We start from the raw sequence: 23,490 nt of genomic DNA on the forward strand, positions 1-23,490 counted from the left end.
CTCAGTCCTGCCACCACGCAGGCGATCGCCCGCGCGGACAGTCCGGCGCAGGGCTCGCGTTGCTGCTCGTCGCCCCCGAATCGATGCGGAGATAGTCATGCTCGACCGTCGTTCCTTTCTCTCGACCGGTACGCTCGGCGTGCTAGCGTCCGCCTTCGCGCCGCGCATCGCCTTCGCGCGGGCCGCGACCAACAAGCGGTTCGTGTTCGTCATCCAGCGCGGGGCGGCGGACGGGCTCGGCACGATCGGTGCGGTCGGAGATCCCGCGTTCGCCGGGGTCAGGGGTGATCTCGCGGCCGACTTCGCCACCGGCACGAAGCTCGACGGCATGTTCGCGTTGCATCCGGCGATGACGGCGAGCGCGGGTCTCTACAAACAGGGCCAGGCGCTGTTCGCGCACGCGATCGCCTCGCCCTATCGCGACCGCTCGCATTTCGACGGGCAGAACGTGCTCGAGACGGGTGGCGCGAGTGCGTATCAGGTCCGCGACGGGTGGCTGAACCGACTGCTGGGCGTACTGCCCGCAGACGAGGCGCGCGCGATCGCGGTGGCGGCGACCGTGCCGATGGCGCTTCGCGGCCGGCGTGAGGTGGCGTCCTACGCGCCGTCGAACCTGCCGGATGCGTCGGACGACCTGCTGCAACGCGTGGCGATGCTCTACGACGGCGACCGGCAATTGCATGCGCTGTGGAGCGAGGCGATGGCGACACGCCAGTTGACCAGCGATCTCGGCCAGGACGGCGGCCGCAATGCCGCCGCGACCGGTGCGCTGGCTGCACGGTTGCTGAAACCCGACAATGGCGCGCGGATCGCGATGATCGAGACGGGTGGCTGGGATACGCATACGGGGCAGCGCGGGCGGCTCGCGGCGCAGTTGAAGGGCCTGGATGCCATGATCGCTTCGCTGCAGGCGGGGCTGGGGCCTTTATGGGCGGACACGATGGTGCTGGTAGCGACCGAGTTTGGGCGGACTGTGGCGGTGAACGGCACCGGCGGCACCGATCACGGGACGGGTACGGCGGCGATGCTGTTCGGGGGCGGCGTGAAGGGCGGGCGGGTCGTGTCGGACTGGCCGGGGCTGGCCCCGCCGCGCTGTACGAGGCGCGCGATCTGAAGCCGACGATGCAGCTGGATGCGTTCATCGGCGGGGCGGTGTCGTCGCATTTCGGCATCGAGCCGGCGCGGGCGATGGCGGCGCTGTTCCCGGCGAGCGCGAAGACGGCCGCAGTCGAGGGTTTGGTGCGGGTCTAAGGTCGTTCTTTTCATCTTGCCGCGACACACTTCTGTTCCCTCGCGAACGCGAGGAACAGAATCTCGCGCGGCGCCTGTGGTTTAGCTGGGCCCCGCGTCCGCGGGGAACCGTTAAAGCTTTCCATTGTGACGGACGGGAACTGACCGCGTCTACGCGACGGGATTAAAATTGAGCGCCGTGCCGCTATGGTCTAGAGCGCGCGCTTCCTTGTGATACCGGAATTGCCATGACGCTCTACGCCCGTTTCGCCGCGCATATCGATGCGGCGCTCGACACGCTGACCGCGGCGGGGACGCTGCCGACGGGGCTCGACCGCAAGAACGTGACGGTCGAGCCGCCGCGCGACACGAGCCACGGCGATCTCGCGACCAACGCCGCGATGGTGCTGGCCAAGCCCGCCAAGACCAATCCGCGCGTGCTGGCCGATGCGCTGGTCGCCGAGCTGTCGAAGCTCGAGGACGTCGCGTCGGCGAGCGTCGCCGGGCCGGGCTTCATCAACATGAAGCTGACCGACGACGCGTGGCGCGCCGAACTCGCGGCGATCCCCGAGGCAGGCGCCGATTACGGCCGGTCGACGCAAGGCGCGGGGATCACCGTCAACATCGAGTATGTCTCGGCCAACCCGACCGGACCGATGCACATGGGGCATTGCCGGGGTGCGGTGGTCGGCGATGCACTGGCCAGCCTGCTCGAATTCGCCGGGCACCGGGTGATCCGCGAATATTACGTCAACGACGCGGGCGGCCAGGTCGACGTGCTCGCGCGCTCGGTCCACCTGCGCTACCGCGAGGCGCTCGGCGAGACCGTCGAGATCCCCGAGGGCCTGTATCCCGGCGACTATCTCGTCCCCGTCGGCCAGTCGCTCGCGAAGGAGTTCGGCGGCCGCTACGTCGGCGCGCCCGAGAGCGAATGGCTCGCCGTCTTCCGCACGCAGGCGGTCGCGGCGATGATGGTGGTGATCCGCGCCGATCTCGCGCTGCTTGGGATCGAGCACGAGGTGTTCTCGTCCGAGGCCGAACTGCAGGCCGCAAAGAAGCCCGAAGCGGCTGAGGCGGAGCTGCGGTCGCGCGATCTCGTCTATGACGGTGTGCTCGAAGCGCCGAAGGGCGAGACGCCCGACGATTGGGAGCCGGTCGAGCTGCCGCTGTTCCGCTCGACGCAGTTCGGCGACGACCAGGATCGCCCGATCAAGAAGTCGAACGGATCGTGGACCTATTTCGGCGCCGATCTCGCCTATCATTTCCAGAAGAGCCAGAGCGCCGACCAGCTGATCGACATCTGGGGCGCGGATCATGGCGGCACCGTGAAGCGGATCGTCGCGGCGGTGGCGGCGCTGACCGGCGGCAAGACGCGGTTCGACGTGAAGCTCGTCCAGATGGTCCGGCTGCTGCGCAACGGCGAGCCGGTCAAGATGTCGAAGCGCTCGGGCAATTTCGTCACGCTCGCCGACGTCGTGCGCGAAGTCGGCAAGGACGTCGTCCGCTTCACGATGCTGACGCGGCGGTCGGACGCGCAGATGGATTTCGACTTCGCCAAGGTGGTCGAGGCGTCGAAGGACAACCCGGTTTTCTACGTCCAGTACGCACACGCCCGCATCGCATCGCTCCATCGGCGCGCGGAAGAGGCGGGAATTACGCCGATTGCGGCCGATTTGTCCCGGCTTGATACGGACGAACTTGCGCTCGTGCAGCTCGCGGCGCAGTTTCCACGGCTTGTCGAGATTGCCTCCACGGCGCGCGAGCCGCATAGAATCGCGTTCTATCTCTATGACTTGGCGGCGGCCTTCCATGCGCTGTGGAATGTCGGCAACGACCGTCCCGATCGCCGCTTCCTTGTGATCGAGGATCCGCAGGCGACGGCCGCACGGCTTTTCTTGGCGTCCGCTATAGGGCAGATTATTCATAATGGCCTCGCCATCATGGGTGTCGAAGCGGTTTCGGAGATGAAGTGATGGCCGACGACATGGATCTGCGCGAGGAAGACCGGCTCCCTTGGCTCGAAACCGTCGAGCCGGACGAGCAGGACACGGTTGGCATCGGCCGCGTGATCGCGCTGGTCGTACTCGGCTTGGCGGTGCTCGCAGCGATCATCTTCGGCATCTACAAGCTGCAACAGCGCACACCCACGGGCGACGGCCAGCTGATCGCCGCGCAAGAGGGCGACTATAAGGTCAAGCCTGACGATGCCGGCGGTCTGAAGGTCAAGGGCGAGGGCGACTCGGCCATCGCGACGAGCGCGGGCAAGTCGGGCAGTGGCGCGATCGACCTGCGCGGCGTGCCGGAAGCGCCGGTCGACGGCAAGCGTGCGGTGGCGCCCAAGACCTCCGACGTGGCAGGTCGCAACGCCGTCGCACAGGTGCCGGCCTCGAGCGGCCGTCTGGTCGCCGCCGCACCGATGGCGCCGTCACGCTCGGGCACCGCGAACGCGGCGACGGGTGGCTCGCTGGTCCAGCTCGGCGCCTATCCGAGCGAGGCGGTCGCCAACGCGGCATGGACGAATTTCTCGAAGCGGTTCGCCTATATCGCGGCGCTGGGCAAGTCGGTCCAGCCGGTCGCGACGGGGGGCGCACGCTGTACCGGCTGCGCGTCAATGCGGGCAGCGCGAACCAGGCGGCGGATATCTGCGGTCGGTTGCGCGTGGCGGGCGAGACGTGCTTCGTTGCGAGCTAAAGTCGCTGGCTGATTGACCACCTAAGTCGCCCGCGAGGGCGGGGGCGGGGGCCGGGCCACGTAGCGAGTGAGCTTTGGACCCTGCGCGTTCGCGGGGAGCGGTCGAGCTTTTAACGGACGGGTGGCAGAGATCACCGGGCATCAACCGCATGTCTACGTGACGGCCGCATAACTGACGATGCCCGACCGATCGACACTCGCCAGCCGATTCGAAGACCCGCTGTGTCCGTCCGGTCGCCCCCACGGGGAAATCTTTACCTGCACCGGGGATCGATGAGATCGCTGGCGGCCAGTTGGCGCCGCGTGGCTATCCCCGCGTCGTTGTCGATCGGTCTGCTGCGTTACAGCGAACGACGGTGCTTCCCGCCGTATTTACGCCCGATATAGTCGCCGATCTGCGCGACTTCGGTTGCTGCGGCACGTGCGCCTTCCATCTGGCAGGGCAGCGGATCGCTGTCATGATTGACTACCCGCGCCTGGACCTTGTCACACAGCTCCTCGATATCCGCGCGCGATAGCACGTTCTTCTCGCGCAGCAGGCAGATAAGGCTCTGCAGGATGACGAGGTTCTTGTCCTCGGGGTCCGCTTCGAGCTTCAGGGACATTGCCATGATCTCTCTCCTATGCTGTTTTCAACAGACTATGCCTATCTGGGTGTGTTGCAAGCGTTAAAGCGAGATTGCGTACCGATTGCTCGAAAGTATGGTCTATCGGTGTGGTGCGCGTCAGCAGCCCGGCGTACCGGTTCGATGATACGCAGTCGCTCTTGCCCAATCGCGCGTCGTTCCAGCGCCGGGCGCGCTACGGCGGAATCGCGGAGCGGTTCCGGGGTGACGGAACGGGTCGGCGTCCTTATCTTTGTGCCATGTACAAACCAAAAGCCGGTCTTCCCACGCGCGAGCACATCCTCGACTTCATCGCCAATTCCGACGTGCCCGCGGGCAAGCGCGAGATCGCCAAGGGCTTCGGGCTCAGCGCGCAGGACAAGATCGGGCTGAAGGCGCTGCTCAAGGACATGGCCGACGAGGGGCTGATCGACAGCGCCCCCGGTCGCGCGTTCCACAAGATGGGCGGCATCCCGAAGGTGACGGTGCTGCGGATCGCGGACGTCGACGATGGCGGCAATGTCTGGGCGGTGCCCGAGCGCTGGAAGCGGAAGGCGTGCCGCCGCCGCGTTTGCGCGTACGCGAGCGCAAGCGGGGTGCGCTGGAGGTCGGCGAGCGGATCCTTGCGCGGACCGAGGAGGCGGGGAACGGCTGGATCGCGCATCCGATGAAGGTGCTCGCCCCTGCCTCCGAACAGGTGCTTGGCGTGTTGCGCGAGGATGGTGGGCGGCTGTGGCTGACCGGCGTCGACAAGCGTGAGCGGCGCGAGTTTGCGGTGGCTGATGCGGGCGGCGCGGCACCGGGCGATCTCGTGCTGGCGGAACTCGCGGGAAAGCCGCCGAAGATTGCCGCGCGCGTCGTGTCGAAGCTGGGCGATCCGTTTGCGGCGCGCAGCTTCTCGCTGATCGCGATCCACAAGCTCGGGATCCCGGACGTGTTTTCGCAGGAGGCGCTCGACGAGGCTGAGCGGGTTTCGAAGTTGCCACTGGGAGAGGGCCGCGAGGATCTGCGCGATCTGCCCATCGTCGCGATCGATCCCGAGGATGCGCGGGATCATGACGATGCGGTGTGGGCGGAGGCCGATGACGATCCCTCCAACGCTGGCGGGTGGAAGGCGATTGTCGCGATCGCCGATGTGAGTTTCTATGTGCGGCCGAAGTCCGAGGTCGACCGCGAGGCGCGGCGGCGCGGGAACTCGGTGTATTTCCCCGACCGGGTCGTGCCGATGCTGCCCGAGATCCTGTCGGCCGAGGTGTGCTCGCTGAACGAGGGCGCGGACCGGGCGGCACTCGCGTGTCATTTGCGGATCGGCAAGGATGGGTCGCTGAAGTCGTGGCGGTTTACGCGGGCGGTCGTGCGCATCGCGGCGAACCTGGCGTATGAGGAGGCGCAGGCGATCATCGACTCTTCCTCCCCTCCCGCTTTGCGGGAGGGGTCGGGAGGGCGGTGCCGCACTCGATTCTACCGTGAGTCAGGAAGCCCCTCCCGACCCCTCCCGAAGACGGGAGGGAGATATGCTGGCCGTGTTGCAGCCACTCTGGGCGTGCTGGCATGCGCTCGCCAAGGCGCGTGATGCGCGTGCGCCGCTCGACCTCGATCTGCCCGAACGTCGTGTCGTGCTCGACGAGAAGGGTCGGATCATGTCGGTATCGCCGCGCGAACGGCTCGATGCCCACCGGCTGATCGAGGACTATATGATCGCCGCCAACGTCGCCGCCGCCAAGGCGCTGGAGGCGAAGAAGGCGCCGGTCATGTACCGGATCCACGAGCCGCCCAGCCGCGAGAAGTTGATGGCGCTGAAGGAGTATCTCGAGACGTTCGACGTGCCGTTCGCGCTGGGGCAGGTCGTGCGTCCGGCGACCTTCAACCATATCATCGAGCGGATCGGCGATGCCGATTTTCGGCCACAGGTGATGGAGCAGATCCTTCGTACGCAGACCCAGGCCTATTACGCGCCCGGCAATCATGGGCATTTCGGGCTGAGCCTCGGCAGTTACGCGCACTTCACGTCGCCGATCCGGCGTTATGCCGATCTGCTCGTCCACCGCTCGCTGGTGTCCGCCTATGAGCTCGGCGAGGGCGGGCTGCCGGCGGACGACGCGGCCAACATGGAGTCGGTTGGCGAGATCATCAGCCGGCTCGAACGCCGGGCGATGGAGGCGGAGCGCGACACCACCGATCGCTATGTCGCGGCGTTCCTGTCGGAGCGCGTCGGCCAGGTTATGGACGTGCGGATCACCGGCGTGACGAACTTCGGTTTCTTCGCGACGGTCGAGGGGATCGGCGGCGATGGCCTGATGCCGGTGCGCGACCTGGGCGGCGAGTATTTCCGCTTCGACGAGGGTGCGCGGACGCTGACCGGCGAGCATAGCGGCGACGTCTTCGCGCAAGGCCAGACGCTGGAGCTGCGGCTGGCGGAGGCGAACCCGGTATCGGGGGCGTTGCGCTTCGAGATGCCCGAGGGGAAAGGCGCTGCGCCCCGATGCGCGGCGGACGCAAGCCGGCGCGAGAGATCAAGCGGCGCGGACGCCCGGCGAACATCCGGCATCAGGGCAAGCGGCGTTAGGATTTGCGCAAACCCCCGCGTTATGCGACGTCTGAGCGGGGAGACTGGTATGTGGAGATTAGGTCTAGGCCGGTCGCGGCGGCGGATCGTCAATGATTTCGTCGCAGCGAAGGCGACGACGGCTGCGCGCGCGATCGCATATGAACCGGCTGACCAGCGTACGTTTCGACGCCTGTGCGGCTATGGCGCGATCGTCGAAGACGGCGCGGGGCGCTATCATCTCGACGCAGGCAGGCTCGGCGCGTTTCGCGGTGCCGTGCGCAGGCGGGCCGCGGCGATTGCGGCGACGTCGGGCGTGGTCGCCAGTGCAGCCGCCGCGGCCACGGTGTTCGCGCTGGCTGAGTGACCGGGGAGGGGTGACGGGGGCGTTGATCAGAATTGCCCGGTATTCGTCATGCCGGGCTTGTTCCGGCATGCACCGTTCCGCCTACTCTGCCGCCGACGAGTTTGCTGATCGGTGGCCCCCGGAACAGGTCCGGGGTGACGGAGTGAGCCGGTAAGCAGTAGACGCAACACCCCGTCACATTACCCGACCGTAAAGCTCAGCCCCGCCTTTGCCACCAACCGATCGCGCAGTTTCGTGCCCATCAGCGCGCCCGGCGTCCAGATCCCGCCGTCGCCCTCGACGTCCTGCACGAGGCACAGCCCCGCCTCGGCGATCATTTTGCTGGTCGAGCCATAGCCTGGATCGCGATCGCCCGTGACGACCGCATCGATCCGCTCGCCGTCGGGCATCAGACCTGCGAACAGCAGATCGTAATGGCCGGCGTCGCGTTCCTCCTTCGATGGTCCCTCGCCGGGCTTCGGCCCTTTGTCGCCCGAGAACGGGTTGAACTTCGCGATCGCCTCGGCCGCCACCTTGCCGAGATCGCCGAGCCCGGCGACCATCATCTCGTCATAGACGAAGTCCGCGCCATAGGCCTCGCCAAGCAGGAAATTGGTGCGGTGGACGTTCTTGGTGTTGATCGGCGCCATCACGAAGGGTGCTACCCACGCGGAGATGGTCGTGTCGTATTCGGGGATCAGCCCGGTCGGCTGGTGCGGTCCGCTGAAACCCGGCGTCAGCGCAAACGGGCTGGTCAGCAGCTTGACGATGCCCGGATCGCGGGCGGCGGCGGCGAGTGTCGCCTTGAGGCTGGCCGCGGTGCCGCCCGAGAACGTGCCCTGCATTTTGCGCACGCGGCCTTTCACGCGGGGCGCTGGGATGCCGTGTTGGCCTTCGCGGCGTCCTGTAACGTCAGCACGCCGAGATCGAAGGGGATCGAGTCGAACCCGCACGAGAACACGATCCGGGCGCCGGTGCGCGTCGCTTCGCCTTCGTGCGCGTCGATCATGTGGCGCATCCAAGCCGGCTCGCCGCACAGGTCGACATAACCCGTGCCGGTCGCGGCGCAGGCGGCGACGAGGTCAGAGCCGTAAAGCTGGTATGGTCCGACCGTGGAAATGACGACGGTGGCCCGCTCCGCCATCGCGCGAAGGCTGGCGGGGGTGTCGGAGTCGGCGGTGATCAGCGGCGTGTCGGCGGGCGCACCGATCAGATCGCGGACCTCCTGGAGCTTCGTCAGCGAGCGGCCGGCCATCGCCCAGCGGACGCCGGTCGGGTAGGTCTGGACGAGATATTCGGCGACCAGCCGACCGGTGAACCTGGTCGCGCCGTAGATGACGATGTCGAAGTCACGCATATCCGTCTCCTGTTTTGCCGAGTTTTGCGCGCGCGGGCGCGTCGTCGCAAGCGAAACGCCAATATGGGCCAGGACTCGCCATCTGCGGACCGATCTGCCAGCATTGGCGGATGGCATCCGATCGCAAAACCGTCGCGTTTATCGTCGACCAGCTCGCCGCGGCAGGGGATGTCTCCGCAAAGCCTATGTTCGGCGAATACGGACTCTATTGCGATGGCCGGATGGTCGCGATGATCTGCGACGACCAGTTGTTCGTGAAACCGACCGTAGGCGGTCGCGCGTTTGCGGGCGCGATCGACGAGGCGTCGCCCTATCCAGGGGCGAAACCGTGCCTGCTGGTCGACGCCGACCGTTGGGACGACGCAGATTGGCTAGCCGACCTCGTCCGCATCTCGACCGCGGAATTGCCGCTGCCGAAACCGAAAGCCGAAGGCGAAGAAGGTCTAGGCGGATCGATGTTCAGCGGTTGCCGGTCATTATAGCCCAATAGCGCCGTCATCCCGGACTGGTTCGACCGCTATCTCGGTCGAACACCCAAGATTGTTTCCCGCCAAGGCGGGGATCCAGACTGGGCTACCGCCTTCGCGGGAGAACAAGAAAGGGCATAAAGGGCATAGTGCCGAACAACTGCCGACAGCCACGCCGCGATCTGCTCAACGCGGGAGCCTGAGAGCACGACTGCTTCTCCCCTCCCTGGAAGGGAGGGGCCGGGAGTGGGTAGGTTTCCGCATCGGGTAACGTTAGCGGCACAAGCGAGCCGACCCACCCCAACCCCTCCCTTCCAGGGAGGGGAGGAATGGTGGAACCCCGGCCTCCGCCGGGGAGGTGATTGTCGGTCGGGCTTGATCACCGACCCAGTCCAGGGCGGCCGAGAAATTGTGGAACTGTCGTGACCCGAAATGGCCGATCTAGCTCAAGCCCTACGCTGCCTCGTTAAACTGCAGGCTCGCCAGCCGCGCGTACAGCCCACTGTTCGTCATCAACGACCCATGCGAGCCCTCCTCGACGATCTGGCCATCGCTCATCACGATGATCCGCTCCGCCGCGCGCACGGTGGCGAGGCGGTGGGCGATGACCAGCGTGGTGCGGTTCGCCATCAGCCGTTCGAGGGCTTCCTGCACCAGTCGCTCGCTTTCTGCATCGAGTGCACTCGTCGCCTCGTCGAGCAGCAGGATCGGCGCATCGCGCAGCAACGCGCGGGCGATCGTCACGCGCTGGCGCTGGCCGCCCGACAGCCGCGCGCCGCCTTCGCCGAGGAACGTGTCGAGCCCCTCGGGCAGTTTCCGCAGGAACTCGGCGGCGTTGGCGGTTTCGGCGGCGGCCCAGAGCTGGTCGTCGGTCGCGGACCAGTCGCCGTAACGCAAATTGTCGCGGGCCGAGGCGCCGAAGATGATCGTCTCCTGCGGCACCATCGCGATCCGCGCGCGGACCTCTGCCGGATCGGCATCACGCAGATCGATTCCGTCGAGCGTCACGCGGCCCGCGTCGGGATCGTAGAAGCGCTGGACCAACTGGAACAACGTCGTCTTGCCCGCGCCCGAGGGGCCGACGACGGCAACCGTCTCGCCCGGCGTCACGTTGAGTGAGAAGCCGTTGAGCGCGGCTACGTCGCGGCGCGTCGGGTAATGGAACTGCACATTCTCGAACGCGAGCGCGCCCCGCGGCGGCTGCGGTAATGCGACCGGGTTGGCGGGTGCGGCGATTTCGGGCTTTTCGCGCAGCAGCTCGGACAGCCGCCCGGCGGCACCGGCTCCGCGCAACAGATCGCCATAGACTTCGGTCAGCGCGCCGAATGCGCCTGCGACGATGCCGCCGGTCAGCACGAACGCGGCGATCGCACCGCCGCTGATCCGCCCGGCGGCGACGTCGATCGCGCCTTCCCACAACACGAGCGTGATCGACCCGAAGACGAGCCCGATGACGATTGCCGTCATTACCGCGCGCAACAGGATCCGCGCACGCGCCGCCGCAAACGTCGCGGCCACCGCGTCCGAGAAGCGGATCGCCTCGCGGTCTTCCTGGCCGAATGCCTGCACCACCTTCATCGCGCCGAGCGTCTCGGTCGCGATCGAACCGACATCGGCGACGCGGTCCTGCGACGTGCGCGAGTAATTCCGCACGCGTTTGCCGAGCAGCGCGATCGGCAGGATGATCAGCGGAATGCCGATCATCAGCATGCCCGCGAGCTTTGGCGAGATCGCGAACAGATAGATCAGCCCGCCGATCCCGGTGAAGGTGTTCCGCAGCGCGATCGACACCGTGCTGCCGACGACCTGTTCGATCAGCGCCGTGTCGGAGGTCAGGCGCGAGGCGATTTCGGAGGGGCGGTTCTCCTCGAAGAAGCGCGGCGTCAGGCGGAGGAGGTGGCGCTGCACGGTCGTGCGGATGTCCGCGACGACGCGCTCGCCCAGCCACGAGACGTAATAGAACCGCACCGCGGTCGCCAGCGCGAGCACGACGACGATCATCAGCAGATAGTGGAACGAGGTGCCGACCGAGCCGCTCGCGCCGGGGCCGAAGCCGCGGTCGATCACGCGCTTGAACCCGTAGGGAATGCCGATCGTCGCCGCCGAGGTCATCATCAGCGCGAGGCCCGCGAAGGCGATCTGTCGGGGATATTGCGAGGCGTGCCGCCACACCATCGCGAGATCGCCGATCCGGCGGGACGTCTTCTCTTCGGGTATCGGCTTGGGCATGCGCGGGGCCTAGCAGTGGCGAGGGTGGCGCTCAACGAGAACCGGGCGTCGTGAAGGGCGGCAATCGATCGCCCTCGACCACAGCACCGGTCGATCGCGCGTTGCACTGCGGCAAAATTGCGTTACCACCGTCCAAAGCCCGATGAGGTGAGAGGATACCGCATGCTCTACGATGCCTATGAATTCCAGCGTTCGATGATGGCCGGTGCCAGCAGGATGGCCAGTTTCGGCGCGGACATGCTCAACAATCCGGCAAACCCGTTCTCCTATTTGGGCGGCGGCGCGATCATCGGATCGGCGTTGGAGGTGTTCGCACACGCGAATACGACTCGTGGAAAGCCTGCCTTCGGGCTCGACTCGACGACGATCGACGGCCGCGAGGTCGCCGTCCGCGAGGAAATCGTGCTGCGAAAGGAATTCGGGCAGCTGAAGCGCTTCGTGCGCGAAGGTATCGATGGCGGTCCGAAGCTGCTGATCGTCGCACCGATGTCTGGGCATTATGCGACGTTGCTGCGCGGCACGGTCGAGCGGATGCTGCCGTTTGCCGACGTTTACATCACCGACTGGCGCGACGCGCGCAGCGTGCCGGTGTCGGCCGGGCGGTTCGATCTCGACGATTACATCGATTATCTGATCGCGTTCCTCGAGCAGATCGGCCCGAACGAGGGGCAGGGGGCACGCACATGCTCGCCGTCTGCCAACCGTCGGTACCGTGCTATGCTGCCGTTGCGCTTATGAGTGCGGATAATAATCCGTGCCGACCGAAGACGCTGACGATGATGGGCGGTCCGGTCGACACGCGTGAGGCGCCGACCGCGGTGAACACGCTGGCGACCGACCGGCCGCACGCGTGGTTCGAGCAGAACGTGATTGCGACGGTGCCGGGCAATTACCCTGGTGCGGGGCGGAAAGTGTATCCGGGGTTCCTGCAGCTCGCCGGGTTCATGTCGATGAACCTGGGCAACCACATGGTATCGCATTGGGAGATGTATAAGCATCTCGTCCAGGGCGACGGCGCGAGCGCGTCGCAGAGCCAGGATTTCTACGAGGAATACCGCTCGGTCTGTGACATGACCGCGGAATTCTATCTCCAGACGATCGACGTCGTGTTCCAGAGCCATGCCTTGCCGCGCGGGATCATGACGCATCGCGGGCGGCTGGTGGATCCGGCGGCGATCACCGACATCGGTCTGCTCGCGGTCGAGGGCGAGCGCGACGATATCTCTGGGCTGGGGCAGACCAAGGCGGCGCTGACGCTGGCGACCGCGCTACCCGATGAGAAGAAGCGCTATCTGATGGCGGAAGGTGCCGGTCACTATGGCATCTTCAACGGCTCGCGCTGGCGCGACAAGATCGCCGCGGTGGTCGAAGAGTTCATTACCGCGAATGGGTGAAAAATGGGCAGCCCCGTGAGGGCTGCCCGAGATTGGATCAGGCGATCGAGTTGACCACCGCGTGGCTGCTCGACTCGTCCGACTGGATCGTACCGCCGAACAGCATCTTGAGGCGGCCGCCGATCGAGATGTCGGTTTCCCACAGCTCGGCGCTGTCGATGTCGAAGCGTAGCAGCGTCAGGTTCGGGTCTTCCTTGCCGCCCGGAAACCATGCCTCGACCTGGTTGTTCCAGAGCTTGTCGATCTGCGTGCGGTCGTTCGACGTCGAGACGTCGCCGGACATGCAGGCGAAGAAATCATGACCCTTGCCGACGAACTGCGCCATCGCCGCGCCGCCCTTGGCTATGCGGTTGTCACGACCGGCGAAGAAGAACAGCGTGTTGGGCTGATCGTCGTCGATCTGCGCGGTCATCGGTTCGGAATGCTGGCCATCATGCAGGCCGATCATGACGAACGGGCTGGCCTTCAGCTTGTCGATGAACTTCGCTGCGACTTCCTGTGGGGTATCCTTGTCGGCCATCGTCATTCTCCTATGGGCTTGGATTGCCACTGAGAACGGGCGGGGCGGAGGTTGGTTGCGCGAGTGCATACGATGTCGCTTGGTGAAAGCGCGAGTTGCACGTCATGGTGCTGACGGCAGCAGTTCAGCTGTCGACCAGAAAGGATCGAGAATGTCTCTCACCGATCTGTGTCTGATACTAGGCGTGCTCTTTGCCTTCGCGACCTTGGTCGTGAAGATCATCGAAGTTGCACGTCGAGGATAAGCACACGGGCGGGGTTTGGCCTGCAAGCCAAGCCCCAAACGTGATTAGAGCCCCGACCGCTGCAACGGTCGAGGCTCCCAGAAAGGCGAGAATGTCCTTCGCCGATCTCTAAATATCCCTTCGGCGGATACCTTGCAAGGTCACAGGACCTCGAACAACCCGGCTGCACCCATGCCGCCGCCGACGCACATCGTCACCACGACATACTTGGCGCCGCGACGCTTTCCTTCGATCAGCGCGTGGCCGGTCGCGCGGGCGCCGGTCATGCCGTAGGGATGGCCGATCGAGATGGCGCCGCCGCTGACGTTGAGCCGCTCGTCGGGAATGCCGAGCGTGTCGCGGCAGTACAGGACCTGCACCGCGAACGCCTCGTTCAGTTCCCACAGGCCGATATCGTCCATCTTCAGGCCGAAGCGCTTTAGCAGCTTGGGGATCGCTACCACAGGCCCGATGCCCATCTCGTCGGGCTCGGTGCCGCCGACCGCCATGCCGACATAGCGACCGAGCGGCTGGAGACCACGCTGCGAGGCGATCTTCTCCTCCATCAGTACCGATGACGACGAGCCGTCGGAGAGCTGCGAGGCGTTGCCGGCGGTGATCGTGAAGTCGGGGCCCATCACGGGTTTCAGCGACTGGAGACCTTCCAGCGTGGTGTCGGCCCGGTTGCCCTCGTCCTTGGTGATGGTCACGTCCTTGTACGTGACCTCCTTCGTCTCCTTGTTGACGATGGCCATGTTGGCGTCGACGGGGATGATCTCCGCGTCGAAATAGCCTGCGGCCTGCGCGGCGGCGGTGCGCTGCTGCGACTGAAGCGCGTAGGCGTCCATCGCGTCGCGGCTGATGCCGTAGCGCTTGGCGACGACCTCGGCGGTCTGCAGCATCGGCATGTAGACGTCCTTGTGCATCGCGATCAGCTGGGGATCGAGGGCGACGCGCATCTGCGGGGTCTGGACGAGGCTGATGCTCTCGACACCGCCGCCGATCGTGATGTCCATATTGTCGGTGATGATCTGCTTGGCGGCGGTGGCGATGGCCATCAGGCCCGACGCGCACTGGCGGTCGACCGACATGCCCGAGACGGTGACCGGGAGCCCGGCGCGCAGCAAGGACGTGCGGGCGATGTTGCCGGCCTGGTGGCCCTGCTGGAGCGCGCAACCGAAGACGACGTCGTCGACTTCGGCGCCGTCGATGCCGGCACGCTCGACCGCGGCCTTGATCGAATGCGACGCCAATGTCGGCGCCGGGGTGTTGTTGAAGCCGCCGCGATAGGCGCGACCGATGGGGGTGCGGGCGGTGGAGACGATGACGGCTGAACGCATGGGTGTTCCTCTTTTCTGCTCCCATTCAGGTTACGGGAGGGGTTGGGGGAGGGGTGGCCAAAGCAGCCGGCGCAATCGCGGCTATCTCGGACCCTCCTCGACCCCTCCCGCAAGCGGGAGGGGAATTAGTTTCAAACGAAAATCTGACTTATCCATTCCGCGATCAGGGCGGGCTTTCCTGGCCCTCGATCTCGACGGAAAACGCGTTGGTCTGCTGCCATTGGCCGGGGCGCTTTTCGTCGAACGAGAGCAGCTTGAAGCGACCGCGTACCTTCGAACCCGAGCGGACCGGCGTCAGGAAGCGGACCGAGTTGCCGCCGTAATTGACGCCCATCTTGGCACCCTCGATCTGCGGGGCGTCGGGCACCTTCGACGAAAGCAGCGGCATCAGCGACAGCGTCAGGAAGCCGTGTGCGATCGTGCCGCCGAACGGGGTCTGCGCCGCGCGAACCGGATCGATGTGGATGAACTGGTGATCGCCGGTCGCATCGGCGAATTTGTCGATCATGGCCTGCGTGACCTCGACCCAGTCGGAAACCGTCTCGGTGCCGATGCGCTGCTGCATCTGCGCGGTGGTGATCGTCGCCACGGCATTCCCCTCAAAGCTCATTTGGCGCTAAGCGCTGAAATGTCTCTAGGCGTACAGGCAAGCGGATCGCAAGCCTCACCCAACCGGAAGCTGGAAAATGTCGACTGCCGTAACGTCCAATGCCCGTGATATCATGGCGAAGCTGTACCGCGCGAGCGAACCCGATGTTCTAAAACCCTTGCTGGACCGCGCCGCGCTCGATTCGGATTCGCGTGAGCGGGTGATGGGGCATGCGCTGGGGCTGCTCGCGGACCTGCGGGCGGCGCAGAGCAAGGGCTGGGTGAACCAGTTCCTCCAGGAATATCGGCTCAATTCGTCGGAGGGCGTCGCGCTACTGTCGCTGGCGGAAGCGTTCCTGCGCGTGCCCGATCCCGAGACGGCGGATTTGCTGATTGCCGACAAGCTGGGCGATGCCGATTGGCGGGCGCATGCGGGGAAATCGAACTCTAAGCTCGTCAATTCGGCGACCTGGGGGCTGGTGGTCGGCCGCGTGCTGGTCGGCGAGGGATCGACCGGGCCGCTGCGGCGCCTGATCAGCCGGGCGGGCGAGCCGTTCGTGCGGCAGGCGGTCGGCGCGGCGATGAAGATGATGGGCGAGATCTTCGTGATGGGTCGCACCATCGACGAGGCGATGAAGCGGATGCGCCGGCCGGAGAACAAGGGCTTCACGGCCAGCTTCGACATGCTCGGCGAGGCGGCGCGGACGCATGCCGATGCGCAGCGATATTTCCAGGCGTATGTCGGTGCGGTCGACGCGGTCGGGCGCGATCCGGCGGCGGGGCACTCGATCTCGGTCAAGCTGTCGGCGCTGCACCCGCGATACGAGGTGGCGCGGTGGAGCGAATGCGTCCCCGCGCTGACCGAAATGCTCGAGGCGCTGGCGGTGCAGGCGGCGTCGAAGGGCATCGCGCTGACCGTCGATGCGGAGGAATCCGAGCGGCTGGAGATGAGTCTGGACATCATCGGCACGGTCGCGGGGCTGCCGTCGCTGAAGGGCTGGGACGGATTCGGCATGGCGGTGCAGGCGTATGGCAAGCGCGCGCGGCCGGTGATCGAATGGGCGAACGGGCTGGACCGCGTGATGAACGTACGGCTGGTGAAGGGCGCGTATTGGGATAGCGAGATCAAGCGGACGCAGGTCGAGGGACTGGCGGACTATCCGCTGTTCACGCGCAAGGCGGCGACCGACGTGTCGTACCTGGCGGTGGCGAGGACATGCTGGCGGCGGAGAATATCCGGCCGGCGTTTGCGAGCCACAATGCGCTGACGGTCGCGACGATCATGGAATGGGCGGGCAACTCGCGCGATTTCGAGTTCCAGCGGCTGCACGGGATGGGCGACGGGCTGTACGAGCGGCTGGTGCAGGAGAACGGGTATCATTGCCGGGTTTATGCGCCGGTCGGGGGCATCGGGATTTGCTCGCGTATCTGGTTCGGCGGTTGCTGGAGAATGGGGCTAATTCCAGCTTCGTGCACCAGTTGGCGGATGAGCGGCTGACCGAGGCGGAGATTCTGGCGGATCCTGTGGCGAAGATCGCTGCGGTCGGGGGAAGCGGCATCCTAGCATTCCGTTGCCAGTGGATTTGTTTGGGGCCGGGGGCACCGGAATTCTGCCGGGTTGGATTTGAGTGATGTGGGGACGCTTGAGGCGACGGTTGCTGCCGTTTCTGCTCCCCTTCCGCTTGCGGGAGGGGTCGGGGAGGGGCCGACCTATCCTCCACAGGTTCCGAGCGCGGGTTGGTCATCCCCTCCCCGACCCTCCCGCGAGCGGGAGGGGAGTTCTGTTGCGGCTGCCATTGGTCGCGCGCATGCGGCGTTTCCGGCTTGGTCTCGGACGCCGGTGGATGATCGGGCGGCCTGTCTGGAGCGCCTCGCCGATTTGCTCGAGAAGCACCGCGACGAGCTGATGGCGATCTGCGTGCAGGAGGCGTTCAAGACGATCGCGGATGCGATCGGCGAAGTGCGCGAGGCGGCCGATTTCTGTCGCTATTATGCGCAGCAGGCGCGGACGAACCTTCAGGCGATCGAGCTGCCGGGGCCGACCGGCGAGCGCAACATGCTGCATATCGAGGGCCGCGGTGTCTGGGCGACGATCGCGCCGTGGAACTTCCCGTTGGCGATCTTCCTCGGCCAGACGGTGGCGGCGCTCGTGACGGGCAACAGCGTGGTCGCCAAGCCCGCGCCGCAGACGCCGCGGATCGCCGCGCTTGCGGTCGCGCTGGCGCATGAGGCGGGGTGCCGGCCGACGTGCTGATCCTCGTCACGGGCGGTACCGAAGTCGGCGCTGCGCTGACCGCGGACGCGCGGATCCAGGGGTCGCGTTCACCGGGTCGACCGCGACCGCGCGCAAGATTGCGCGGGCTCTGCTCGACGACGACACGCGGCCGATCGTGCCGCTGATTGCCGAGACGGGCGGGATCAATGCGATGATCGTTGATTCCACCGCGCTGCCCGAGCAGGTGGTGGCGGACGTGATCGCGTCGTCGTTCCGGTCTGCGGGGCAGCGGTGTTCGGCGTTGCGGCTGCTGCTGGTGCAGGAGGATATCGCCGACGGCGTGATCGAGATGCTGTCGGGCGCGATGGAGACGTTGCGGATCGGGCGCTCGGGTGATCCGGCGACCGATGTCGGGCCGGTGATCGACCAGGCGGCGTACGACAAGCTGATGGCGTACCGTGAGAGCGTGCGCGGGCAGTGGCTGAAGACGCTCGACGTGCCGACGGATGGGCTGTTCGTGCCGCCGACATTGGTGCGGATCGGCGCGATCGAGGATCTGAACCAGGAATGGTTCGGGCCGATCCTGCATGTCGCGACCTGGGAGGCGGGCAAGCTCAGCGAGACGATCGCGCGGGTGAACGCCAAGGGTTACGGCCTGACGATGGGGCTGCACAGCCGCATCGCGCGGGCGGCCGAAGTGATCGAGGCCGAGGCTGCGGTGGGGAATCTGTATATCAACCGGTCGATGATCGGCGCGGTCGTCGGGTCTCAGCCGTTCGGGGGCGAGGGTTGTCGGGGACCGGGCCTAAGGCTGGTGGGCCGCGGTATTTGTATCGGTTCTGTGCGGAGCGGGCGGTTTCGGTGGATACGACGAGTGCCGGGGGAATGCGACGTTGCTGTCGTTGGATGAGGGTGGGATTTAGTTTCGGCCCGACAGAACCCAGGTCCCCGCATTATAGGGCCTCCCGGCGGTAGCGCCTCCCGGCGGAGGCCGGGGTCCAGGTGGGAGACGTTGCTGAAGGGTGTTGCGCTTCGTTACTGCGACCTCTCCAACTGGGCCCCGGCCTTCGCCGGGGTGGTGTTAGGGCATGGGGGCGAGCTCTTCATGCCCAGTTTGTTCGGCAGCCGTGTTCACGGTACTCCAGCAAGCATTGTTTCCCCGCGAAGGCGGGGATCCAGACTGGGCTCCGCCTTCGCGGGAGAACAAGGTCGGGTAAGGCCGCCCTAACCGGCGCGGACATACCCGAACGCGAACGCCGGTGAACGCGCCAGGCGATTAATCAGGCGGGCGTTGCGTCCGCGCCCGACAGTCGCCCTTCCGGATACGGCATCACCATAGACCCATCCGGCGCGGCCATCATGTTGACTTGGGTGGGGAAGGCGATCTCGATCTTCTCGTCGTTGAGGCGCTTCAGGATCGCGATGCCGACTGCGGTGCGGCCGTCGTAGAAGCTCGCATAATCGGGGCCCTTGCTGTCGAACTGGACCTCGAAGTCGAGGCTCGACGCGCCGAAGCCGGTGAAGCCGGCGCGGGTGAAGATCTTGTCGTTGGCTTCGACGATCTCCTTCAGCATCGCGGGGATGCGCGAGCAGACTTCCGGGGGCGTCGAATAGGTGACGCCGATGAGGAATTTCGCGCGGCGGTGATTGCGCTGCGTGTTGTTGAGGATCTCCTTGTTGAGGAGGTTCTTGTTCGAGATCACGCGCTCCTCGCCGTCGATCCCGCGGATGCGCGTGGATTTCAGGCCGATCGCCTCGACGCTGCCCGAGGCCGTATCGTAGCTGATCGAGTCGCCGCGGCGGAACGGGCGATCGAAGATGATCGCGAGCGCGGCGAACAGGTCGGCGAAGATGCCCTGCGCTGCAAGGCCGATCGCGATGCCGCCGACGCCGAGACCCGCCACCAGGCCGGTGACGTTGACGCCGAGATTGTCGAGCACCACCACCAGCGCGACCGCGAAGACCACGAACGTGACGAGCAGACGGATCAGGCCCATCGCCGAGAGCAAAGCCTCGCCCGAATAATGTTCGGACTGCGTGCGGTGTTCGATCGCGCCGAGGATGATCTCGCGAACCCAGACGGCGGCCTGCATGACGGCGGCGACGGTGAAGAGGAAATCGATCGTCTTCGATACCTCGCCGGGGGCGGCGGAATAGCCGGAGACGAGTTTCGCCGCGAGCATGACGATGAAGAAATTGCCGGTCCGTGCGATCGCCTTGCCGACGACCAGCCCCCAGCCGTTCAGCGCGCGCGGGCGTTCGCAGAGCTTGCTGCCGAACCGGCGCGCTGTGTGGAGGACGATGACGATCACAGCACCGATCCCGAACGCAATCAGGATCTGCAGCCAGTATGCCTGAACCCAGGCGATGCTGGCGGTGACGAAGCCCTGGGCGTGATCGCCGACGTCGCTTGCGTCGAAGATCGGTTGCTTGGCGGCGGAAGTGGTATTGGTCATGGAGATACTCGTCAGGCCGCTTTTGCGATGGTTGCAACGGCGGGCGTGCCGGCTTCGAGGAAGGTGATCAGGCCACACTCCTCGCGGCTCATGTAGCGCTTGGCGCGGGGGAGGCGGAGGGCCTTGCGGAAGGTCGACTGGCCGGTCTTTACCAGCGCGATCAGCGACGGGTGGACATAGCTTTTCCGCGCGATCGCGTGGGTGTTGCCGAGGCGGGCGACGACGGGTTCGAGCATCGCCTTCAGGCTTAGGTCGCGCTCGGCCGAGGCTAGCGCCTCGAACGCGGCGACGCTGGCGGCCCAGGTGCGGAAGTTCTTCGCGGTGAAATCGGTGCCGGTGACGTCGCGGATGTAGCAGTTCACGTCGGTCGAGGTGACGGGATGCGCAACGCCTGCGTCGTCGAGCCATGCGAACAGATGCTGCTCGTCGAGGTCCTGGCATTTCTTGACGAAGCTGCTGAGCGAGCGGTCGGTGATCTTGAGCGTCCGCATCTTGCCGGACTTGCCCTTGTACTGGAGTTTCAGCGTCGCGCCCTTCACTTCGCCGTGGCGCTTGCGGAGCGTGGTCGCGCCGAAACTCTCGTTGGCGGCGGCATAGGCTTCGTTGCCGATGCGGATGTGGCCGCCGTCGAGCAGGCGGATGACGGCCGCAACCGCGCGCTCGCGGGTCAGCGAGCGTTTGCGGAGGTCGGCCTCGACCGCCTTGCGGATCTTGGGGAGGGCGTGGCCGAAATCGGCGCAGCGCTCGTATTTGGCGGCCTCCTGCGCTTCGCGGAAGCCGGTGTGATAGCGGTATTGCTTGCGGCCCTTCTCGTCCCAGCCGACCGCCTGGATATGGCCGTTGGGCTTGGGGCAGAACCACGCGTCGCCATAAGCGGGGGCAGGCCGATTGCGTTCAGCCGGTCGATCTCGTCGCGGTCGGTGATGCGCTCGCCCCTGGCATCCCAATAGCCCCAGCCGTTCCGCATCTTCTTGCGGGTGATGCCGGGCTTGGAGTCGTCGGAATACACGATCTTGGTGGGCAATGCGGTGGTCCTTCCGGTCTCGAAATGTTCGGGGGGACGCATCGTTCCGGAACGACCCGCGCGACGCGGGGTTGAGGGGCACGGGATTTCACTGGAGACATGACATGACCGATCTTTCCCAAGCTCGCGTATTGATGCTCGCTGCCGACGGTTTCGAGACCGTCGAGCTGTTCGAACCGCGCAAAGCGCTGGAGGCGGCGGGTGCGAAAGTGCAGCTCGCCTCGATCAAGATGGACCCGATCCAGGGCATGAAGGGCGACATCAACAAGGCCGAGACGGCGACGCCCGACCTGACGCTCGACGAGGTCGATACCGACGATTACGACGCGCTGGTGCTGCCGGGCGGCGTCGCCAACCCCGACACGATGCGCCAGCAGGAGCGCGCGATCGAGATCATCACCGAGTTCATGGAGGACGGCAAGATCATCGCCGCGATCTGCCATGCGCCGTGGCTGCTGGCCGAGGCCGACGTGATCGACGGGCGCCGCGTGACGAGCTTCCCGTCGATCCGGACGGACCTGGAGAATGCGGGCGCGGACGTGGTGGACGAAGAGGTCGTGGTCGACGGCAACCTGATCACCAGCCGTAAGCCGGATGACATCCCCGCGTTCAACAAGGCGATCATCGCGGCGCTGGAAGAAGAACTGGCGGACGAGCCGGTCGACTGACGCTATCTGCTCCCCTCCTGCTAGCGGGGAGTGCTCGGCGCATCGGGCGGAACGTCTGTTCGCTGCGCTTGCGCGTGAGATAGGTGTCGAGACCGATCTGCGCGCCGATCAGCATGTAGACGAACGGCTGAAACGCGATGCCGACGAACGCCGCGCCGAACAGATAGATGATCTGCCCGCTCTGAAGCGCGGCTGCGAGCGGCCCCGCCCAGGCGAATTCGCCGGCCGGGTCGCTATAGCGCCGGCGGAGGATCTCCATCCTGAAAACGCCGATGAAATTGATCGCGAGCCATAGCGCAAGCCCGAGATAGCCCTGTTCGCCCAGCATCTCGAAATAGGCGCTGTGGAACGCGCGGGCCTTGTCGGTCTCGACCCGCGGGCCGGGTGCAGCGGCGGCGCCGGTGCTCTTCAGGTCGTAGCGGATGCGGTTGCCGCGATACGCCTCGAAGCCGCCGCCGAACGGATGGGTCTTCGCGTATTCGATCGTCCATTTCCACACCGCCAGCCGCGTCGAGGCGGATTCGTCCGCGTCATAGGTCTTGATGGTGTTCATCCGGTCGGTGAACGCGGAGGGCAGGAACGGGATCGCCGCCAGCCCGAGCGCCGCCACCGCCGCAAGGTACAGCGCCTTGCGCTTCACCGCGCGCACCGACAGCACCGCCAGCAGCCCGATGCACACGAGCCCGGTACGCGTCGAGGTGCCGACCGGGATCAGCAGGCACGCGAACACCAGCGCGAGGCAGAAGCCCTTCACGCGCCAGTCGGGCCTGAAGATCGTGCCGTGGACCATGAACCAGAAGATCAGCGGGATGATCGCGATCGCCACCGCGCTGATCGTGCTGCCCTCGTACAGACCCGAATTATTGTCGACCATGAGGTTCAACTGGCCGTAGCCGCCGCCGCCGCTGGCGATCGTCTTGATCCCGCCGACGATGATGATCGACGAGGCGGAGAGGATCATGAACAGCAGCAGCGCCTCGATGCGCAGTCGCGTGCGCAGCGTCAGCGGCAGGAAGGCGGCAAAGATCAGCGTCTTCCAGACCCAGTCCCATTTCTCCTTCGCCTCGACCGGAAAATCCGCACCGATCGTCGTCACCCAGCAATAGAGCATGAGCAGCACGATCAGCACCTGCCGCCCGCCGACGCGGGTGTCGCGCTTGTCGTCCGCGAGGATCCACCCGCCGACCGCCAGCGCGACCGCGATCAGCGAGATCGGCACGCTGTTGAGCAGGAGGTAGGTCAGCCGCTGCGGCGAGACGATGTCGATATAGACATAGACGAGCACCAGCAGGAACGGCCGCTTGAAGCCCATCGCGAAGAACGCGAGCAGGAAGGCGATGAACGCGAGATCACGCATCGCTGCGGGGTTTCTCTATTGGCGCGCGCTTCTTGTCGGGCGCGTCGTGCGGGCTCGGCTCGCGGTCGAGGTCCGGGCGCTTGAGCAGCAAGAACGCGGCGAGCATCATCAGCCCGTGGCTGAGGCCGAGCGCGAGATTGTCGATCATGGGACGGCCTCCTTTCCTGTGAGGGCTTTTCGAGATTCGTGCGTAGCCATAGTCGGTTGACGCGCCGTTAAGCGATCTGTGGCGGAC

12 protein-coding genes and 7 pseudogenes are annotated in these 23,490 nt (G+C 65.9%); 9 read left to right on the plus strand and 10 right to left on the minus strand.

The genetic code is table 11. The features are described 5' to 3' along the window. Nucleotides 1-97: 97 nt before the first annotated feature. The 3 genes and pseudogenes from AC0IX7_RS01755 (at nt 98) to AC0IX7_RS01765 (ending at nt 3,934) form a co-directional block, all read left to right on the plus strand. Nucleotides 98-1,251: pseudogene (locus AC0IX7_RS01755) on the plus strand (DUF1501 domain-containing protein). Nucleotides 1,252-1,478: 227 nt separating this feature from the next. Next, nucleotides 1,479-3,203: an arginine--tRNA ligase gene (gene argS, locus AC0IX7_RS01760; RefSeq protein ID WP_471810171.1), complete on the plus strand. Its 1,725-nt coding sequence runs from the start codon at nt 1,479-1,481 to the stop codon at nt 3,201-3,203. Next, nucleotides 3,203-3,934 carry an SPOR domain-containing protein gene (locus tag AC0IX7_RS01765; protein WP_471810173.1) on the plus strand — a complete coding sequence of 244 codons (732 nt, stop codon included), beginning with the start codon at nt 3,203-3,205 and terminating at the stop codon, nt 3,932-3,934. Before argS ends, AC0IX7_RS01765 begins: the two co-directional genes overlap by 1 nt. 328 nt (nt 3,935-4,262) lie before the next feature. Here AC0IX7_RS01765 and AC0IX7_RS01770 read toward each other — a convergent pair whose 3' ends face one another. Continuing rightward, the gene (locus tag AC0IX7_RS01770; protein ID WP_471810175.1) at nt 4,263-4,532 is read right to left on the minus strand and encodes a hypothetical protein; all 270 of its coding nucleotides are present in this window, start codon (nt 4,530-4,532) and stop codon (nt 4,263-4,265) included. 254 nt (nt 4,533-4,786) lie between these two features. Here AC0IX7_RS01770 and AC0IX7_RS01775 point away from each other — a divergent pair. Both AC0IX7_RS01775 and AC0IX7_RS01780 read left to right on the plus strand, forming a co-directional pair. After that, nucleotides 4,787-7,092, plus strand: a pseudogene (locus AC0IX7_RS01775) (ribonuclease R family protein). Between the two features lie 49 nt (nt 7,093-7,141). Then, entirely contained in the window at nt 7,142-7,438 is a 297-nt protein-coding gene (locus AC0IX7_RS01780; protein WP_471810177.1) for a hypothetical protein, read from the plus strand. 179 nt (nt 7,439-7,617) lie between these two features. Here AC0IX7_RS01780 and AC0IX7_RS01785 read toward each other — a convergent pair. After that, nucleotides 7,618-8,774: pseudogene (locus AC0IX7_RS01785) on the minus strand (saccharopine dehydrogenase family protein). 110 nt (nt 8,775-8,884) lie between these two features. Here AC0IX7_RS01785 and AC0IX7_RS01790 point away from each other — a divergent pair. Beyond that, nucleotides 8,885-9,256: a TfoX/Sxy family protein gene (locus AC0IX7_RS01790; RefSeq protein WP_471810179.1), complete on the plus strand. Its 372-nt coding sequence runs from the start codon at nt 8,885-8,887 to the stop codon at nt 9,254-9,256. A 438-nt stretch (nt 9,257-9,694) separates the two neighbouring features. Here the strand turns inward: AC0IX7_RS01790 and AC0IX7_RS01795 are convergent, their stop codons facing one another. Then, nucleotides 9,695-11,470, minus strand: a complete 1,776-nt coding sequence (locus AC0IX7_RS01795; protein WP_471810181.1) for an ABC transporter transmembrane domain-containing protein — start codon at nt 11,468-11,470, stop codon at nt 9,695-9,697. Nucleotides 11,471-11,632: 162 nt separating this feature from the next. Between AC0IX7_RS01795 and AC0IX7_RS01800 the strand changes: the two are divergent. Then, nucleotides 11,633-12,864 (plus strand): annotated as a pseudogene (locus AC0IX7_RS01800) (polyhydroxyalkanoate depolymerase). A gap of 37 nt (nt 12,865-12,901) precedes the next feature. Here the strand turns inward: AC0IX7_RS01800 and AC0IX7_RS01805 are convergent. The 3 genes and pseudogenes from AC0IX7_RS01805 to AC0IX7_RS01815 all read right to left on the minus strand — a co-directional run bounded on the left by AC0IX7_RS01805 (nt 12,902) and on the right by AC0IX7_RS01815 (nt 15,512). Continuing rightward, nucleotides 12,902-13,384 carry a pyridoxamine 5'-phosphate oxidase family protein gene (locus AC0IX7_RS01805; RefSeq protein WP_471810183.1) on the minus strand — a complete coding sequence of 161 codons (483 nt, stop codon included), beginning with the start codon at nt 13,382-13,384 and terminating at the stop codon, nt 12,902-12,904. A gap of 384 nt (nt 13,385-13,768) precedes the next feature. Further along, the gene (locus AC0IX7_RS01810; protein WP_471810185.1) at nt 13,769-14,947 is read right to left on the minus strand and encodes an acetyl-CoA C-acyltransferase; all 1,179 of its coding nucleotides are present in this window, start codon (nt 14,945-14,947) and stop codon (nt 13,769-13,771) included. A 131-nt stretch (nt 14,948-15,078) separates the two neighbouring features. Continuing rightward, nucleotides 15,079-15,512, minus strand: a pseudogene (locus tag AC0IX7_RS01815) (MaoC family dehydratase). Between the two features lie 157 nt (nt 15,513-15,669). Between AC0IX7_RS01815 and putA the strand changes: the two are divergent. Next, nucleotides 15,670-18,673, plus strand: a pseudogene (gene putA / locus AC0IX7_RS01820) (bifunctional proline dehydrogenase/L-glutamate gamma-semialdehyde dehydrogenase PutA). A 357-nt stretch (nt 18,674-19,030) separates the two neighbouring features. On the opposite strand, the gene AC0IX7_RS01825 reads toward putA, so the two are convergent. Further along, nucleotides 19,031-20,206, minus strand: coding sequence for a mechanosensitive ion channel family protein (locus AC0IX7_RS01825; RefSeq protein WP_471810187.1), 1,176 nt, complete (start codon nt 20,204-20,206; stop codon nt 19,031-19,033). Between the two features lie 11 nt (nt 20,207-20,217). Next, nucleotides 20,218-21,272 (minus strand): annotated as a pseudogene (locus AC0IX7_RS01830) (DNA topoisomerase IB). A 62-nt stretch (nt 21,273-21,334) separates the two neighbouring features. On the opposite strand from AC0IX7_RS01830, the gene AC0IX7_RS01835 reads away from it, so the two are divergent. Next, nucleotides 21,335-21,898 (plus strand): type 1 glutamine amidotransferase domain-containing protein, encoded by a 564-nt coding sequence (locus AC0IX7_RS01835; protein ID WP_332797440.1) that lies wholly within the window; start codon nt 21,335-21,337, stop codon nt 21,896-21,898. Here the strand turns inward: AC0IX7_RS01835 and AC0IX7_RS01840 are convergent. Together AC0IX7_RS01840 and AC0IX7_RS01845 are read right to left on the minus strand one after the other, a co-directional pair. Continuing rightward, nucleotides 21,852-23,255 carry a putative O-glycosylation ligase, exosortase A system-associated gene (locus tag AC0IX7_RS01840; protein WP_471810189.1) on the minus strand — a complete coding sequence of 468 codons (1,404 nt, stop codon included), beginning with the start codon at nt 23,253-23,255 and terminating at the stop codon, nt 21,852-21,854. The two genes, AC0IX7_RS01835 and AC0IX7_RS01840, sit on opposite strands and share 47 nt — an antisense overlap. Beyond that, nucleotides 23,248-23,403, minus strand: coding sequence for a hypothetical protein (locus AC0IX7_RS01845; protein ID WP_254686305.1), 156 nt, complete (start codon nt 23,401-23,403; stop codon nt 23,248-23,250). The genes AC0IX7_RS01840 and AC0IX7_RS01845 overlap by 8 nt, the downstream gene beginning before the upstream one ends. Between the last annotated feature and the right edge of the window lie 87 nt (nt 23,404-23,490).

This window comes from Sphingomonas sp. AC411 (assembly GCF_979253035.1).